The organism is Amycolatopsis sp. PSD-21 (genome assembly GCF_055561455.1).
Map to the genome: position 1 here is coordinate 3,212,315 of NZ_CM145712.1, position 15,696 is coordinate 3,228,010.

The 15,696-nt window shown below is 70.5% G+C and carries 12 protein-coding genes; 5 read left to right on the forward strand and 7 right to left on the reverse strand.

Features of this window, described 5'->3' with window-relative positions; all coding sequences use genetic code 11:
- Positions 1 to 6: 6 nt before the first annotated feature.
- From ACZ1DY_RS15595 to ACZ1DY_RS15610, 4 genes are read right to left on the reverse strand one after another with little or no spacing between them, the layout of a single operon-like run.
- A complete protein-coding gene (locus ACZ1DY_RS15595) occupies positions 7 to 1,413 on the reverse strand; it encodes an aminobutyraldehyde dehydrogenase (RefSeq protein ID WP_257487878.1) in 1,407 nt (468 codons plus the stop codon).
- Positions 1,410 to 3,065, reverse strand: coding sequence for a thiamine pyrophosphate-binding protein (locus ACZ1DY_RS15600; protein ID WP_465484771.1), 1,656 nt, complete (start codon positions 3,063 to 3,065; stop codon positions 1,410 to 1,412). Before ACZ1DY_RS15600 ends, ACZ1DY_RS15595 begins: the two co-directional genes overlap by 4 nt.
- The gene (gene speB, locus ACZ1DY_RS15605) at positions 3,062 to 4,015 is read right to left on the reverse strand and encodes an agmatinase (RefSeq protein ID WP_034318045.1); all 954 of its coding nucleotides are present in this window, start codon (positions 4,013 to 4,015) and stop codon (positions 3,062 to 3,064) included. The genes ACZ1DY_RS15600 and speB overlap by 4 nt, the downstream gene beginning before the upstream one ends.
- Positions 4,016 to 4,036: 21 nt before the next feature.
- Positions 4,037 to 5,488 carry a sodium:solute symporter family protein gene (locus ACZ1DY_RS15610; RefSeq protein ID WP_257487876.1) on the reverse strand — a complete coding sequence of 484 codons (1,452 nt, stop codon included), beginning with the start codon at positions 5,486 to 5,488 and terminating at the stop codon, positions 4,037 to 4,039.
- 110 nt (positions 5,489 to 5,598) lie between these two features.
- Here ACZ1DY_RS15610 and ACZ1DY_RS15615 point away from each other — a divergent pair, with 110 nt between their 5' ends.
- The 4 genes from ACZ1DY_RS15615 to ACZ1DY_RS15630 all read left to right on the forward strand — a co-directional run bounded on the left by ACZ1DY_RS15615 (position 5,599) and on the right by ACZ1DY_RS15630 (position 9,844).
- The gene (locus ACZ1DY_RS15615) at positions 5,599 to 7,080 is read left to right on the forward strand and encodes a PucR family transcriptional regulator (RefSeq protein ID WP_465484772.1); all 1,482 of its coding nucleotides are present in this window, start codon (positions 5,599 to 5,601) and stop codon (positions 7,078 to 7,080) included.
- 111 nt (positions 7,081 to 7,191) lie between these two features.
- Positions 7,192 to 7,869 (forward strand): response regulator transcription factor, encoded by a 678-nt coding sequence (locus ACZ1DY_RS15620; protein WP_185927010.1) that lies wholly within the window; start codon positions 7,192 to 7,194, stop codon positions 7,867 to 7,869.
- Positions 7,866 to 8,993: a sensor histidine kinase gene (locus ACZ1DY_RS15625; RefSeq protein WP_126731554.1), complete on the forward strand. Its 1,128-nt coding sequence runs from the start codon at positions 7,866 to 7,868 to the stop codon at positions 8,991 to 8,993. Before ACZ1DY_RS15620 ends, ACZ1DY_RS15625 begins: the two co-directional genes overlap by 4 nt.
- A gap of 26 nt (positions 8,994 to 9,019) precedes the next feature.
- Positions 9,020 to 9,844 (forward strand): aldo/keto reductase, encoded by an 825-nt coding sequence (locus tag ACZ1DY_RS15630; protein WP_465484773.1) that lies wholly within the window; start codon positions 9,020 to 9,022, stop codon positions 9,842 to 9,844.
- 16 nt (positions 9,845 to 9,860) lie between these two features.
- Here the strand turns inward: ACZ1DY_RS15630 and ACZ1DY_RS15635 are convergent, their stop codons facing one another.
- The gene (locus ACZ1DY_RS15635) at positions 9,861 to 11,462 is read right to left on the reverse strand and encodes a CehA/McbA family metallohydrolase domain-containing protein (RefSeq protein ID WP_257487874.1); all 1,602 of its coding nucleotides are present in this window, start codon (positions 11,460 to 11,462) and stop codon (positions 9,861 to 9,863) included.
- Positions 11,463 to 11,540: 78 nt separating this feature from the next.
- On the opposite strand from ACZ1DY_RS15635, the gene ACZ1DY_RS15640 reads away from it, so the two are divergent.
- Positions 11,541 to 12,089 carry a permease-like cell division protein FtsX gene (locus tag ACZ1DY_RS15640; protein WP_465484774.1) on the forward strand — a complete coding sequence of 183 codons (549 nt, stop codon included), beginning with the start codon at positions 11,541 to 11,543 and terminating at the stop codon, positions 12,087 to 12,089.
- Positions 12,090 to 12,245: 156 nt separating this feature from the next.
- Here the strand turns inward: ACZ1DY_RS15640 and ACZ1DY_RS15645 are convergent, their stop codons facing one another.
- Together ACZ1DY_RS15645 and ACZ1DY_RS15650 are read right to left on the reverse strand one after the other, a co-directional pair.
- Positions 12,246 to 14,357, reverse strand: a complete 2,112-nt coding sequence (locus ACZ1DY_RS15645; protein ID WP_465484775.1) for a 3-hydroxyacyl-CoA dehydrogenase NAD-binding domain-containing protein — start codon at positions 14,355 to 14,357, stop codon at positions 12,246 to 12,248.
- Entirely contained in the window at positions 14,357 to 15,589 is a 1,233-nt protein-coding gene (locus tag ACZ1DY_RS15650) for a thiolase family protein (RefSeq protein WP_257487871.1), read from the reverse strand. The genes ACZ1DY_RS15645 and ACZ1DY_RS15650 overlap by 1 nt, the downstream gene beginning before the upstream one ends.
- Between the last annotated feature and the right edge of the window lie 107 nt (positions 15,590 to 15,696).

Below are 15,696 nucleotides of genomic sequence, written 5' to 3' on the forward strand. Positions count from 1 at the left end.
ACGGCTTCAGGCGAAGCGGGTCATGACGTGCTTCACGCGGGTGTACTCGGCGAAGGAGTAGGACGAGAGGTCCTTCCCGTGGCCCGAGTGCCCGAAGCCGCCATGGGGCATTTCCGAGACCAGCGGCCCGTGGGTGTTGACCCAGACGCAGCCGAAGTCGAGTTCGCCCGAAACGCGGGTCGCGCGTGACAGGTCGTTGGTCCAGATCGACGACGCGAGCCCGTACGGGACGCCGTTGGCCAGGCGCACCGCCTCGTCCTCGTCCACAAAGGACTGGACGGTGATCACCGGGCCGAAGATCTCCTCCTGCACGATCTCGTCGTCCTGCTTCAGGCCCGAGATCACGGTGGGGGAGAAGAAGAAACCGCGGTCACCGGCGGGCACGCCGCCGGTCTCCACGCGGGCGTGCGACGGCAGCCGCTCGACGAGCCCGCGGACCCGGCCGAACTGGGCCTCGCTGTTGAGCGGGCCGAAGTCCGTGCCGGGCTGCTGCGTGGCGGCGGCCTTGGTCAGCTCCGCGACGAACTCGTCGTGGATCGCCGCGTCCACCAGTACGCGGCTGCCCGCGGTGCAGTCCTGCCCGGCGTTGTAGAACGCCGCCCCGACGATGCCCTCGGCCGCCTCGGCGAGGTTCACGTCGCCGAAGACCAGCAGCGGCGCGTTGCCGCCGAGTTCGAGGTGCGTGCGCTTGAGGTCTGCCGCCGCGACGGTGGCGACGTCGATTCCGGCGCGGGTCGAGCCGGTGATCGACACCAGTTCGGTGATCGGGTGCTTCACCAGCGCGCGGCCGGTGTCGCGATCGCCGCACAGCACGTTGAACGCGCCCTGCGGCAGGAACTCCGCCGCGACCTTCGCCAGCAGCACGGCCGTCGACGGCGTGGTCTCCGCGGGCTTCAGTACGACGGTGTTGCCCGCGGCCAGCGCGGGGGCGATCTTCCAGACACCCATCATCAGCGGGTAGTTCCAGGGCGCGATCTGCGCGCAGACGCCGACCGGCTCCCGACGGATCGCGGACGTGTGGCCAGGCAGGTACTCCCCGGACGCGGTGCCTTCGAGTTGCCGCGCAGCACCGGCGAAGAACCGCAGCGCGCTGACGCACTCCGGGATCTCCTCGTCCAGCACGACGGCGCGGATCTTGCCGGTCTCGCGGATTTCGAGCTCGGCGAACTCCTCCGCGCGGGCCTCCACCGCGTCGGCGATCTTCAGCAGCGCGAGCTGGCGCTGGGCGGGAGTGCTCTTGCGCCACACCTTGAACGCCCGCTCGGCGGCCGCCAGCGCGGCGTCCACATCGGACTGTTCGGACAGGACGCTGGTGCCGAAGACCTCACCGGTGGCGGGATCCACCAGGTCGAGCGTCCGCGAGCCCGCCGCCGGTACCTCGGCGCCGTCGACGAAATTCAGGACCTGAGTCATTTCTTCTCCAGGTGGGTCGGCTCGAACATCTTCAGCAGGGCGGGGAGGACGACCAGCGACGGACCGGGGGTGCCGAGGGCTTCGGCGAGGTCCTTCCCGACGGTGTCCAAAGAGGACACCGTGGCCGGGACGCCGAAGGACTGTGCCAACGCGGCGAAATCGGGCCGCGCGAGTTCGGTGGCCGTGGACTGGCCGAACGCGCCGGTCAGGTACTCGCGCAGGATGCCGTAGCCGCCGTCGTCGATGACGAGCCACGTCACGTCCAGCCCGTGCTGGACCGCCGTGGCCAGCTCCGCGATGCCGTACATCGCGCCGCCGTCGCCGGACACCGCCAGTGTGGGGCCGCCGGTCGCCGCCGCGCCGCCGAGCGCGCCGGGCAGACCGTAACCGAGGCCGCCCGCGCCCTGCGCGGTGTGGATCGGCGCGCCCTCGGGGTTCCACGCCGACCAGGCCCAATAGGCCGCGATCGTCATGTCCCAGAACGTCTGCGTGCCCGCCGGGATCGCCGCACGGATGTCGTCGATCAGCTTGCGCTCGGCTTCGAGGGCCTGGCCGTCGAGACGTTCGCGCACCTTGGCCAGCAGATCCGCGACCGCCTTCTCGGCGACGCCGTCGCTCTGCCGGAACGGGACCTGCTCCAGAAGTCCTTGCAGGGCAAGCCGGACGTCGGCGTGGATACCCAGGGCCGGGTAGTTCGACTCCAGCTTCCCGAGATCGGCCTCGATCTGGATCAGCCGGCCGCGCGGGGCGAATTCGCGATAGTTGCTGGACAGCTCGCCGAGCCCGGAACCCAGCACCAGCAGCACGTCCGCGGCCGACAGGAACTCGGTGCTGTGCCAGTCTTCGAGCCACGACCGACCGGACAGCTCGTGGTCCCAGCCGAACACGCCCTTGCCACCGAACGTCGACAGCACCGGCGCGCGCAGCGCCTCCGCGAGCGCCTTGAGTTCCGCCTGCGCGCCGGAGCGCAGCGCGCCGCCGCCCGCGAGGATCACCGGATTCTTCGCCGCGCCAAGGAGATTCGCGGCTTCGGTGATCAGCTCCGGCAAGGGCTCCAGCGGTGCGGGCCGTGCCGTCACCGACGTGATCCGCGGTAGATCGGCGGGCGCCAGCAGGATGTCCTGCGGGATCTCGACCCACACCGGGCCGTACGGCGCGGTCGCCGCCGACTCCCAGGCCTCGCGCAACGCCGTCGGGATCTGGCTGACGGTGCGCACCACGTGCACCGACTTCACCACATCACGGAAACTGGCCTGCTGGTCGGGCAGTTCGTGCAGGTACCCGTGCCGTCCACCGCCGAGCCCGGCGACCGGGATCTGGCTGGAGATCCCGAGCACCGGCACCGACGCCGCCCGGGATTCCTGCAAGGAAGCCAAAGTCAGCAACGCGCCGGGGCCGGTCGACACGATCATCGGCGTCACCGGGACCGGGCCCTCGGGATTCGCCGCGAGCCGGGCCCGGGCGTGCCCGTCGGCCGCGAACGCCAGGTTGTTCTCCACCCGCGAGCTGACGACGCGCAGGTCGTCCGTGCGCCGCAGCGCTTCGAACAGGCCGAGCGCGTGCTGGCCCGGCAGGCCGAAGACGGTGTCCGCGCCGAGCGCGTGGAGGGTTTCGACGACTACGTCGCCGCCTATCCGTTCAGTGCTGGTCATGCGCCCTTCCCCAAACTGAGCAGGCTCACCAGGTCGTAGGCGACGTGGGAAGCCGCGATGGCGGTGATCTCGGCATGATCGTAAGCCGGGGCCAGCTCCACCACATCGGCTCCGACGAGGTTGCAGTCCCGCAGCCCGCGCAGGATCTCCAGCAGTTCGCGGCTGGTCATTCCGCCCGCTTCCGGGGTCCCGGTGCCCGGCGCGTGCGCGGGGTCGAGCACGTCGATGTCGACCGAGATGTAGAGCGGGCGGCCGCCGATGCGCTGGCGCAGCGCGTCGACGGTCTCGGCGACCCCGCGGCGCATGACGTCGCCGGAGGTGACGATGCCGAATCCGAGGCGGCGGTCCTCTTCCAGATCCCGCTTGCCGTACAGCGGGCCGCGCGTGCCGACGTGGGACAGCGCTTCGGTGTCGAGGAGGCCTTCCTCGGACGCCCGCCGGAACGGGGTGCCGTGGGTGTACGGCTCGCCGAAGTAGGTGTCCCAGGTGTCGAGGTGCGCGTCGAAGTGCAGCAGTGCCACCGGTCCGTGCTTCTTCGCCGCCGCCCGCAGCAGCGGCAGCGCGATCGTGTGGTCGCCGCCGACGGTCACCAGGCGCGTCCCGTTCGCGGTCAGCGCCTCGGCCTCGCTCTGCAGCGTTTCGATCGCTTCGCCGATGTTGAACGGGTTGAGCGCGATGTCACCGGCGTCGACCACCTGCGTTTCGGCGAACGGGGAAACGTCGAGTTCCGGGTGGTACGGGCGAAGGAGGCGGCTGGCCTCACGCAGCGCCGCCGGGCCGAACCGCGCGCCGGGGCGGTAGGACACCCCGGCGTCGAACGGCACCCCGACGACGGCGACGTCGGCGTGCTCGACCTGATCGATCCGCGGCAGCCTCGCGAAGGTCGCGAAACCGGCGAACCGGGGCACCCTCGAAGAGTCGACGGGTCCGATCGGGGTCTGCTCAGGCACTGTGTCTCCTTCGAATGGTTGTCAGGACTGCGAAGCGGCGAGTTTCGCCTCTTCTTCTTCGTCGGCCGCGCTGCCGTTCAGGCGGCGGGTCCACACGGAGAGGATCTCGTCCGAGGTCCGCGGGGTGAGGAAGCTGACCAGCAGGTACACCGCGAGACTGGACCCGAGGCCCCAGTAGATCGGGCTGTTGGCCTCGACTCCGTCGACGAACATGAACGTGATGACCACGACGGTGCCGACGACCATCGACGCGAGCGCGCCCTGGCGGGTGCCGCGTTTCCAGGCCAGCCCGCCGATGATCGCGACCAGCAGGCCGCCGACGAGGATGTCGTAGGCGATGGTCAGCGCGTTGACGACGTCGTCCACGACCATCGCGATGCCGATCGCCGCGATGCCGAGTACCAGCGTGGTGACCCGGTTCCTCGTGACCTCGTTGACGGCCTTCTTCAGGCCCAGCTTGGAAAGCAGGTCCGAGGTGCTGACCGTCGAGCACGCGATGAGCGCACCGCTCGCGGTCGACATCATCGCCGAGAGCGCCGCCGCGAGCACCAGCCCGCGGACCCCGGAGGGCAGCTGGTCCTCGACGATGGTCGCGAACGCGTCCTGCGCGCTGGCGAGGTTCGGGTACAGCGTCTTGGCCGCGGTGCCGATCAGCGCGCCGGCGAGACCGTAGACCAGGCAGTAGACACCGGAGATGACGCCGCCGCCGGTCGCGATGCCCGGCGTCCGCGCGGTGAACACGCGCTGCCAGATGTCCTGGCCGATCAAGAGGCCGAAGCTGTAGATGAGGAAGTAGGTGAAGATCGTGTCGCCGCCGATGGCGGTCAGTTCGAAGTAGCTCTCGTCCAGCCGCGCGGCCATCCCGTCGAAACCGCCCGCGGAGACGATCGAGACCGGCAGGAGGATCAGCAGGATGCCGATGGTCTTGATGACGAACTGGACGATGTCGGTCAGCGTGATCGACCACATGCCGCCGAGCACCGAGTAGAGCACCACGATCGACCCGCCGATGGCGATGCCCGCCCAGCTCGGCACGTTGAACAGGACCTTGAAGATGGTGGCGAACGCCAGCGTCGAGGTGACGGTCAGCATCAGCGTGTAGCCCCACATGACCACGCCGGAGATGGTGCTGGTGGAACCGCCGTAGCGCAGGTCGAGCATCTCGCCGACGGTGTAGACCCGCAGTTTCACCAGCCGCCGCGCGAACAGCGTGTGGAGGACCAGGATGCCGACGCCGATCGCGATCACGAGCCAGGCGCCGGAGATGCCGTAGGTGTAGCCGAGCTTCACCCCGCCGACCGTCGAAGCGCCGCCGAGGACGACCGCGGACATCGTGCCCGAGTACATGAACCAGCCGAGGCGGCGGCCCGCGACGAGGTAGTCGGATTTGGTCTTGGCGAGCCGCAGCCCGAACCAGCCGACCCCGATCATGCCCGCTATGTAGAGCGCGATCACCGCGTAGTCACCGGCCACGGTGTCCTCCTTGACTTGGGCTGTTCGCTTCGTTCGGGTCACCGTAGGTTCGTTCGCGGCTTGAACGACATGGGATGATCCATCCGAACTCTGGCGTGAGTGAGGATGAAATGACCCAAAGCCACGATCCGTTCGACGCGGATGTGAATGTCCCGTTACGGGCCGTGGTCGGCAACCCGGAACTGGCACTCGACCCGGTCGTGGAGACCCTGCGGCCGGGCGCGCTCGACGCCCCGGTGCGCTGGGCCCACGTCAGCGAGCTGCTGGATCCCGCGCCGTACCTCCTCGGGGCGGAACTGCTGCTCACCGCCGGGGTGAACCTGCCGGTCGAGCCTGCCGAGATCGACCGCTACGTCCGGCGGCTGGCCGAAAGCGGGATCTCCGCGCTGGGGTTCGGACTCACACCGGGGGCCTACGAGACGCTGCCGCCGCCGTTGCGGACGGCGTGCGCCCGGCACGGGCTCCCGCTGCTGGTCGTCCAGCCGCGGACGCCGTTCCTGGCGATCAGCCGCGCGGTGTCGGTCGCCCTCGCCGAGGCGGGGCAGCGGGAGCAGCGGCGGATCGCGATCGCGCGCGAGGCGCTGACCAGGGCGGCCGGTGAGGGGCTCGGCGAACTGGCCGGCGCGCTGGCCGGGCGGCTCGGGGCCTGGGTGGCGCTGGTCGGCGTCGACGACGTCCTCGCCGCGGACCACGGGGCGCCGTCGCCGCTGCCCGCGGAAGTCCGCGAGCTCCTCGCCACGCTCCGGACGGGCCGGGGGATCCGCAGCGCGACCACGGAACTGGCCGACGGCACCCACGTCGTCGCGCAGCCGGTGTACCCGCAGGCGACGGCGTCGCATCTGGTCGTGGTCGGCCGCGTCGCCCGGTTCGACGGCGCGGACCGCTCGATCCTGTCGGTCGGGGCGGCGCTGCTCGGGCTGGCGGGCCGCGCGGGTTCGGACGCGGCCGGACTGGGCGCCACCGCCACGGCGTTGCTACTGGGGGAGACCGGCGTGATCGGCGGGGACGAACGCCGTTTGGTCGCGGGGATCGCGTACCGCCGGGGGCCGAACGAGGTCGCCGCCCGTTACGACTGGTTGCGCGCCCGGCTCGACACCCCGCTCGTGCGGTTGCGGCCGGGCCCGCGGTTCACCGCGATCGTCCGCGAGGCGCCGGAGATCGGCGACCTCGACCGGCTCCGCGCCGACGGCTGGCTCGCGGTCGTGGGTTCGCCCGTCCCGCCCGCACGGCTTCCCGAAGCGGCGGGGGAGATCGAGCTGCTGCTGACGCGGGCCGCCGCGCTGGAACGGCCGATCGTGGCGGAAGGCACCGCGGGGCTGGACGCGCTGATCGATCCGGGCGCCGCCGCCGGGTTCGCCGCCCAGGCGCTGGCGCCCCTGCGCGAACTCGACCGGAAGGGTGACCGCGAACTGGTCGGGACGCTGCGCACCTGGCTCGCGCACCACGGCGGCTGGGACCGGACGGCCGCCGAACTCGGCGTGCACCGCAACAGCGTCCGGCACCGGATCGGGCAGATCGAACGGGCGCTGGGGGTGGACCTGGCGGATCCGGAGATCCGGATGCGGCTGTGGTTCGCCTTGCGGTGGTCGTGAGTGGCGTTTCGGGTTAGAACCCGAAACGCCACTCACGACCACCGGTACCGAACGGTCACCGCCGGTTGGTCCAATAAGGTCACTCTCAGGAATGTGTGGCAACGTAGGGTCGTGCGAATTCTGGTAGTCGAAGACGAAGAACCCCTCGCCGACGCGATCGCACGCGGCCTGCGGCGCGAGGGCATGGCGGTGGACATCGCGCTCACCGGTGACGACGGGCACGAGAAGGCGGCCGTCACCCGGTACGACGTCGTGCTGCTCGACCGCGACCTCCCCGGCATGTCCGGCGACGACCTGTGCCGCGAGATCGTCGCGTCCGGCGAGCTGACCCGCGTCCTGATGCTCACCGCGAGCAGTTCCGTCTCGGACCGCGTCGACGGGCTTTCCCTCGGCGCCGACGACTATCTCGCCAAACCGTTCGCCTTCCCCGAACTCGTCGCGCGTGTGCGGGCGCTCGGCCGCCGCGCGACCCCGGCCGCGCCGCCGCTGCTGACTTCGGGCGACGTCGAACTGGACCCGGCGAGGCGGACCGTCCGCCGCGCGAGCGGTCCGATCGAGCTGACCCGCAAGGAGTTCGGCGTGCTCGAGGTGCTGCTGTCGGCCGCCGGCTCGGTGGTCAGCAGCGAGGAACTGCTCGAACGCGTGTGGGACGAGAACGCCGACCCGTTCACCACCACCGTCCGGGTCACCGTGATGACCCTGCGCAAGAAGCTCGGCGAGCCGGGCATCATCGAGACCGTCGTCGGCTCCGGCTACCGGGTGCCGGAGCAGGGGACCGCACGCGGGTGAACCTGTCCGGTGCCCGCAGCCTGCGCGCGCGGGTCACGCTGCTCGCGACCGGGCTGGTGGCACTGGTCAGCCTCCTGTTGCTCTGGCTGACCTGGAACCTGGTCGGTGACGCGGTTTCCGCCGTCCCGCAGCTGCCGCCGGGCACCACGGTGCGGGTCGACGGCGTCGACGTCGACGCATCCGCGGTCACCGAGCATCTGCGGGTGTACGCCAGGAACCGGGTGCTGCTCTTCGGCGCGGTCGCGTTCTGTTTCGTCGTGCTGGCGGCGGGGATCCTCGCGTGGACGTTCACCGCGCGGGTCCTGCAACCGCTGCGCGAGATCACCGGTACCGCGCGGCGTCTGTCGATCGAATCGATGGGCGAGCGGATCGGCGAGGTCCGCACGAAGGACGAGCTCGCCGAACTGGCCGAGACCTTCGATGACATGCTGGACCGGCTGCAGGCCGCGTTCGACGCGCAGCGGCATTTCGTCGCGAACGCCAGCCACGAACTGCGGACGCCACTCGCGGTCATCCGCACCGAACTCGACGTCACCCTCGCCGACGAGCACGCGGACGAAGCCGAATTACGCCGGATGGCGGGTGTGGTCCGCGACGCGACCGAGCGGGCCGAGCGGCTGGTCGGTTCGCTGCTGCTGCTCGCGCGCACCGACGGCGCGGGACTGGTGGCCAGGGAACCGGTCGATCTCGCGGTGATCGTCGCGACCGCGTGGCGCGCGGCGCGGCCGGACGCGGAGAAACGCGGTCTCCGCGTCGAATTCGCGACCCAGGGCGCGCCGACGTTCGGCGATCCGGCGCTGCTGGAGCGGATCGCGGGAAACCTGCTGGAGAACGCCGTGCGGCACAACGTCGACGGCGGGTGGCTGGACGTCGTCACGCAGGCGGGTCCACAGTGGTCGGTGCTGCGGGTGCGGTCGTCCGGCGGCCTGCTCGACCCGGCCGCGGTCCCCGAACTGTTCGAACCGTTCCGCCGCGCCGGTGTCGCCAGGACCGCCCGCACCGGCGCCGGGCTGGGGCTTTCGATCGTGCGGGCCGCGGTCCAGGCGCACGGCGGCACGGTGTCCGCGGAACCCGTTGTGGGCGGCGGTCTTTCGGTGACCGTGCACCTTCCCGCTCTGCCCTGACCCCCGGCTGGGGTTACTGTTCGACCATGGTCCCCAGTATTCGGCTGAACAACGGAACGTCCCTCCCGCAACTCGGGTTCGGGGTGTACAAGATCGGCGACGACGAGGTCGTGGCCGCGGTCCGCACCGCCATCGAGGCGGGTTACCGGGCCATCGACACCGCCACGCTGTACGCCAACGAACGCGGAGTCGGCGAGGCCGTCCGCACCAGCGGGCTGCCCCGCGAGGAACTGTTCGTCACCACGAAACTGTGGAACACCGAGCACGGCTACGACTCGGCGTTGCGCGCCTTCGACACCAGCCTCGGCGAGCTCGGCCTCGAGTACGTCGACCTGTACCTGATCCACTGGCCGCTGCCCGTGCAGGACAAGTACGTGGAAACGTGGCGGGCGCTGGAAAAGATCGCTTCCGACGGCCGGGCGAAGGCGATCGGCGTCTCGAACTTCCAGATCCCGCATCTGGAGCGGCTGATCGAGGAGACCGGGATCGTCCCGGCGGTGAACCAGATCGAATGCCACCCGTGGCTGCAGCAGCCGTTGCTGCGGAACTTCCACGAGAAGCACGAGATCGTCACCGAGGCCTGGGGCCCGCTGGCGCGCGGTGGGGAGCTGCTCGCCGACGAGAAGATCACCACGATCGCGGAGAAGCACGGCAAGACGCCGGCGCAGGCCGTGCTGCGCTGGCATGTCGAGATGAACCATCTCGTGATTCCGAAGTCCGTCACGCCGGAACGGATCAAGGAGAACATCGACGTCTTCGACTTCGCGCTCGACGCGCACGACGGCGCCGCGATCGCGACCCTTGAGCAAGGCAAGCGGCTGGGACCGGATCCGGACACACTGGGCGCCTAGACCCGGCCCCGGTCGCCTACCGCACGTCCACGAAGATCGGGTTCCCGTAGAGCCACAGGTCTTCGAACGGGTTCGACTGCCCGACCACGTCGGCGCTCGGTTCGATCCCGCCGGCCACGTGCTTCTTGCCGTCCGTGCCGCGCGTGCGCACGAAGAACGGCTCGCGCACGTTGCGGAACGTGTGCCGGAAGGCCACCCGCCGGCCCGGCGCCCACCGCGGTTCGAAGGACCGCACGACCCGCGTGCCCGGGGCGGTCTGCGTGTCCCGGTCGGCGGCCGGGCCGGTCACCGGTCCCGAAACGAGGTCGAGCCGCGCGAGCCGGGGGATCGTGCCGCCGCCGTTCGGCCGGGCGGCCAGCTTCGCCGAGACGACGACCGTGACGTCGGATCCGCGCCGGACCCGCAGCCTGCCGCCCATCGTCGCCGAGCTCCACCCGCTGTACGCGCCGAACTCCAGTTCCTGCGCGAGCCCGCCGTGGACCACCCAGACGCGTCCCGCGCGCAGGCCCTCCAACACACCTTCGTGGCTTCGGCGCGACACACCGACGACGGTCCTGCTGAACTCGGCGGGCGCGAAATCCGCGTACGGCGGCAGAGTCTGCGGGACGCCGGTGTCGATCGGGTCCGGGTAGGCGCCGTGCTCGTCGTAGTAGCCGTCCGGGACTCCGGGCCGGACATGAGTGTCGCCGCGGTTGTAGTGCGAGTCGGAGTTGCTCGTGATCCACCACGGCTTTCCTTCGGCCAGCATCGAATCCCAGAGCCCGCCGACGGTCGCGGTGCTCCAATCGAAGCCGCCGTAGGTGCGGTACGCCGACGCGGGGAAACCCGGCCACGAGTTCGAACCGGGGGAGTTGCCGTACCCGCCACGCGCGCCGCCGCCGCTCCCGAGCGGTTTCGGGAAGCCGTCGGCCTGGGCGCCCGGCGCGCCTTCCATGCCGATGACGATCCCGGGCGCGGCGTCGCGCAGCGCGCGGATCTCGTGCGGGGCGATCCGGCCGTTGCGCAGCGGATGGTTGACGACCACCACCGGCGCGTGGATTCGGCGGGCCCGCTCTTCGGCGGCGAGCCAGCGGATCGCGGCGACGGCCAGCGCCTCGTTGTCCGGGGTGCCCGGCTCGGTCCCGGTCAGCCGCCAGTCGAAGGTGCGCTCGAACTCCCGCAGCTTCGCGGCCTGGTTCGCCCCCGCCTGGAAGAACAGCGTGGCGTGCTCGGCGCCCGGCACGTTCCACTCCATGCCCTGCCACAGCAGGAGATCGGGGTGCTCGCGCTGCGCCGCCCGGATCGCGGCGTCCGTGCGCTCCACCGACGACTTCTCGTGCGCGGCGTGGCCGTGATCGGTGATCACCGCCCAGTCCGCCCCGTGGCGGCGCGCGTCGACGGCGATTCCGTCCACTGTGTACATAGCGTCGTAGGAGTACTGCGTGTGGATGTGGTGATCACCCACCAGCCACCGGTAGCGGTCCCGGCCGAAGAGCAGGTCGACATCGATGTCGAGGTTCAGGTCGAGGGCTTCCGCCGGGGCGGTGGCGGCGAGCGGGGCACCCGCGGCCGCCGCGGACACGAGGCCCGCGCGCTTGAGGAATCCGCGGCGGTCGACGCCGGGCTTTTCGCTGTTCACCGGCGGCACGGTAAAGAGCCCGGCTGAACAGGTGATGTCCGGACGGCGAATGAACCGCGCCGTGTGATGATCGTCCCTGTGGAACAACCGGAACGGACACCCAAGGCACCGCGGCGGTTGCTCTGGGTGGTCGGAGTCGTCGCGGTCCTGGTCGTCGTCGCCGCCGTCGTGACGACGGCCGTCGTCGTCCTGAACCGGGTCACCGATCCGCCCGCCCCGGCGGCGTTGCCCCGGGACACCGTGCCCGTTCCGCTGGGGGAGCGGGAACTCTGCGGGCTCCGGCTGGCGGTGTTCATCGACGCCGACGAGGACATGAACACCGCTGCCCAGGCCCTCCGGGACGATCCGAAGGCCCGGCGGGTGTTCACCGAAACCAAGGCGCAGGCGTACGAGCGGTTCAAGGAGCTTTTCGCGAACAAGCCGGAGTTGCTGGAGAACGCGACACCGGATGCCCTGCCGGCGGTCGTGCATCTGGTCCCCGTCGCCGGAACCGACGTCGAAGCGTGGGCGAACGAGCTGCGGCAGCGGTTCCCCGAGGCGAAGAACGTCGACGTGCTCGATCCCGCGCGGATCGCCGCTCAGCTGACGGCCACGCCGCCGCCCTGCCCGCCTTCGGGGGAACGCTGACGGCCCGTCTCCCCGGGGGATGGCCGGGGAGACGAACTTTCCCGTACAGGCCCAAGGCTTCACGAAAACGTAGCGGCTCGCCATCAAATCCGCGGAAAACGTGAAAGGCCACCGCCTGCGATCAAGGGATCGCCGACGGTGGCCTTTCGTCGAGGCTCAGGAGAGCGGCACGCTCGCCACGCCCGGGGCCAGGAACGGCTTGCCGTTGACCTTCTCGGACACACCCGCCCGGTCGAGGTACGGCGTGATTCCGCCGAGCCAGAACGGCCAGCCCGCGCCGAGGATCAGGCACAGGTCGATGTCCTGCGCCTCCGCGACCACGCCCTCGTCGAGCATGATCCGGATCTCTTCGGCGATCGCGGCGAGCGCGCGGTCACGCACCTGCTCGGACGTCGACGGCGAGTCGCCCCGCTGCCAGAGCTCGGCCACCTCCGGGTCGACGGTGGCGTTGCCCTTGTCGTCCCACTGCCAGACGCCCTTCTTGCCCGCCTTCACGAAGCGGTCCAGGTTCTCGCTGACGGTGAACCGGTCCGGGAACGCCTCGTGCAGGGTCTCCCCGACGTGCAGGGCGATCGCCGGGCCGACCAGCTGCATCAGCGTCATCGGCGTCATCGGCAGGCCCAGCGGTTCGAGTGCCTTGTCGGCGACGTCGAACGGCGTGCCCTCGTCGACGGTCACCAGCACCTCGCCGAGGAACCGCAGCAGCAGCCGGTTGACCACGAACGCGGACGCGTCCTTGACCAGCACGCTCGACTTCTTGAGCTGCTTGCCGAGCGCGAACGCCGTCGCCAGCGCGGCGTCGTCGGTCTTCTCCGCGCGGACGATCTCCAGCAGCGGCATCACCGCGACCGGGTTGAAGAAGTGGAACCCGACCACGCGCTCCGGGTGCTTGAGCTGCGACGCCATCGCGGTGATCGACAGCGACGAGGTGTTCGTCGCCAGGATCGCCTCGGGCGAGACGTACTGCTCCAGGTCGGCGAAGACCTTCTGCTTGACGCCCAGCTCCTCGAACACCGCCTCGATCACGAAGTCGGCGTCGGCGAACGCGGACTTGTCGAGCGAGCCGGTGACGAGCGCCTTCAGCCGGTTCGCGCCGTCCGGCGAAACCCGCTTCTTGGCCAGCAGCTTGTCGATCTCATCGTGCACATAGGACACACCCTTGTCGACGCGTTCCTGGTCGACGTCGGTGAGCACCACCGGCACCTTGAGGCGGCGGACGAACAGCAGCGCCATCTGGCTGGCCATCAGGCCCGCGCCGACGATGCCGACCTTGTTCACCTTGCGCGCCAGCGACTTGTCCGGCGCGCCCGCCGGCCGCTTGGCGCGCTTGTTGACCAGGTTGAACGAGTACAGCCCGGCACGCAGGGTGTCGTCCATCAGCAGTTCGGCGAGCCCGTCGGTCTCGGCCGCGTAACCGCGGTCGAGATCGTTCTCGCGGGCCAGCTCCAGCAGCTCGACGGCCTTGGTCGCGCCGGGGGACGCGCCCTTGGTGCGTCCGTCCACAATGGCCTTGGCGCGGGCGATCGCGGCGTCCCAGCCCGCGCCGCGGTCGATCTCGCGGCGGGCGGGGGTGATCTCGCCGTTGACGACCTTCGCCAGCCACAGCAGGGACTGCTCCAGGTAGTCGGCAGAACCGAAGACCTCGTCGACGATGCCGAGCTCCGCCGCCTGCGCGACCTTCAGCATCTTGTTCTGCGCCAGCGCGTTCTCGATGATCACGGTCACCGCGGCGTCCGGGCCGATGAGGTTCGGCAGCAGCTGTGTGCCGCCCCAACCCGGGAACAGGCCGAGGAAGACCTCGGGGAACGCGATCGCGGCGGTGTTCTCCGACAGCGTGCGGTAGTGGCAGGAGAGCGCGAGTTCGAGCCCGCCGCCCATCACCGCGCCGTTGACGAATCCGAAGGTCGGGATCTCCGATTCGGTGAGCCGCCGGAACACGTCGTGCCCGGTCTGCGCGATCTCCCGCGCCAGCGCGGGATCCGCGACCGCTTCGACACCGGAAAGGTCGGCGCCGACGGCGAAGATGAACGGCTTGCCGGTGACCGCGATCGCGGCGGGTTCCGCGGCGAAGGCGGCGTCGATCGCGGCGTCGAGGCTCACCAGGCCCTGCGGGCCGAAGGTGTTCGGCCGGGTGTGGTCGTGGCCGTTGTCCAGGGTGATCAGGGCGACCGGCTTGTCGAGCCCGGGCACCTTCACCAGACGCGTGACCGCGTTCGTGACGACCTCGTCGGGGAAGGCGGCTTTCGCCTGCTCAGCGGTGAAAGTCATTACTTCGCCCCCTCAAAGGCCGGGTTCTCCCAAATAACCGTGCCGCCCATGCCGATACCGATGCACATGGTGGTCAGGCCGTAGCGCACGTCGGGACGCTCGGCGAACTGACGCGAGAGCTGCGTCATCAGCCGGACGCCGGACGACGCGAGCGGGTGACCGCAGGCGATCGCGCCACCCCACTGGTTGACGCGGGGGTCGTCGTCGGCGATGCCGAAGTGGTCGAGGAACGCGAGCACCTGGACCGCGAACGCCTCGTTGATCTCGAACAGGCCGATGTCGTCGATCGACAGGCCGGTGCGCTTGAACAGCTTCTCGGTGGCCGGGACCGGACCGATGCCCATGACCTCCGGCTCGACGCCGGCGAAGGAGTAGCCCACCAGGCGCATGCCGATCGGCAGGCCGAGCTCGCGGGCGGTGTCCTCGTCGGCGAGCAGGGCCGCGGTGGCGCCGTCGTTGAGACCGGCCGCGTTGCCCGCGGTGATCCGGCCGTGCGGGCGGAACGGCGTCTTCAGCCCGGCGAGCTGCTCGACGGTGGTGCCGGGGCGCGGCGGCTCGTCCTCGGTCGCGAGACCCCAGCCGAGTTCCTTGGACCGGGTGGCGACCGGGACCAGCTCGGGGCCGATCTTGCCGGTCTTCACGGCCTCGGCGTACTTCTCCTGGCTGCGCGCGGCGAAGGCGTCGGTGCGCTGCTTGGTGATGGCAGGGAACCGGTCGTGCAGGTTCTCCGCGGTCTGGCCCATCACGAGCGCCGTCGGGTCGACGAGCTTGTCGGCGATGATGCGCGGGTTCGGGTCGACGCCCTCGCCCATCGGGTGGCGGCCCATGTGCTCGACGCCGCCGGCGATGGCGATGTCGTACGCGCCGATGCCGATCCCGCTCGCGGTCGTGGTGACCGCGGTCATCGCGCCCGCGCACATCCGGTCCAGCGCGAAGCCGGGCACCGACTTCGGCAGACCGGCCAGCAGCGCGGCGGTGCGGCCGATGGTCAGGCCCTGGTCCCCGATCTGGGTGGTGGCGGCGATCGCCACCTCGTCGACGCGCTCGGGCGGCAGCTCGGGGTGCCGCCGCAGCAGTTCACGGATGGCGTTGACGACGAGATCGTCGGCACGGGTGCCGGCGTACATACCCTTTTCGCCTGCCTTGCCGAAGGGCGTTCGCACCCCTTCGACGAAGGCGACATTGCGTACCGACCGCGCGTTCGGCGCGAGCGGTGTTGCTCCTGCGGCCACGAATGCTCCTGAAGTTGAGGTAGTCCTGACCGCACCCTAGCCCCGGTTACCCGTCGGTAACCAGGATGGTGGCCCGGTCGAGTGGGCGAAGGCACACTCCCGGGGTC

Coding starts and splice junctions, on each gene's coding strand:
- ACZ1DY_RS15595 (WP_257487878.1), bottom strand. CDS start 1,413: ATGACTCAGGTCCTGAATTTCGTCGACGGCGCCGAGGTACCGGCGGCG.
- ACZ1DY_RS15600 (WP_465484771.1), bottom strand. CDS start 3,065: ATGACCAGCACTGAACGGATAGGCGGCGACGTAGTCGTCGAAACCCTC.
- ACZ1DY_RS15615 (WP_465484772.1), top strand. CDS start 5,599: ATGACCCAAAGCCACGATCCGTTCGACGCGGATGTGAATGTCCCGTTA.
- ACZ1DY_RS15630 (WP_465484773.1), top strand. CDS start 9,020: ATGGTCCCCAGTATTCGGCTGAACAACGGAACGTCCCTCCCGCAACTC.
- ACZ1DY_RS15645 (WP_465484775.1), bottom strand. CDS start 14,357: ATGACTTTCACCGCTGAGCAGGCGAAAGCCGCCTTCCCCGACGAGGTC.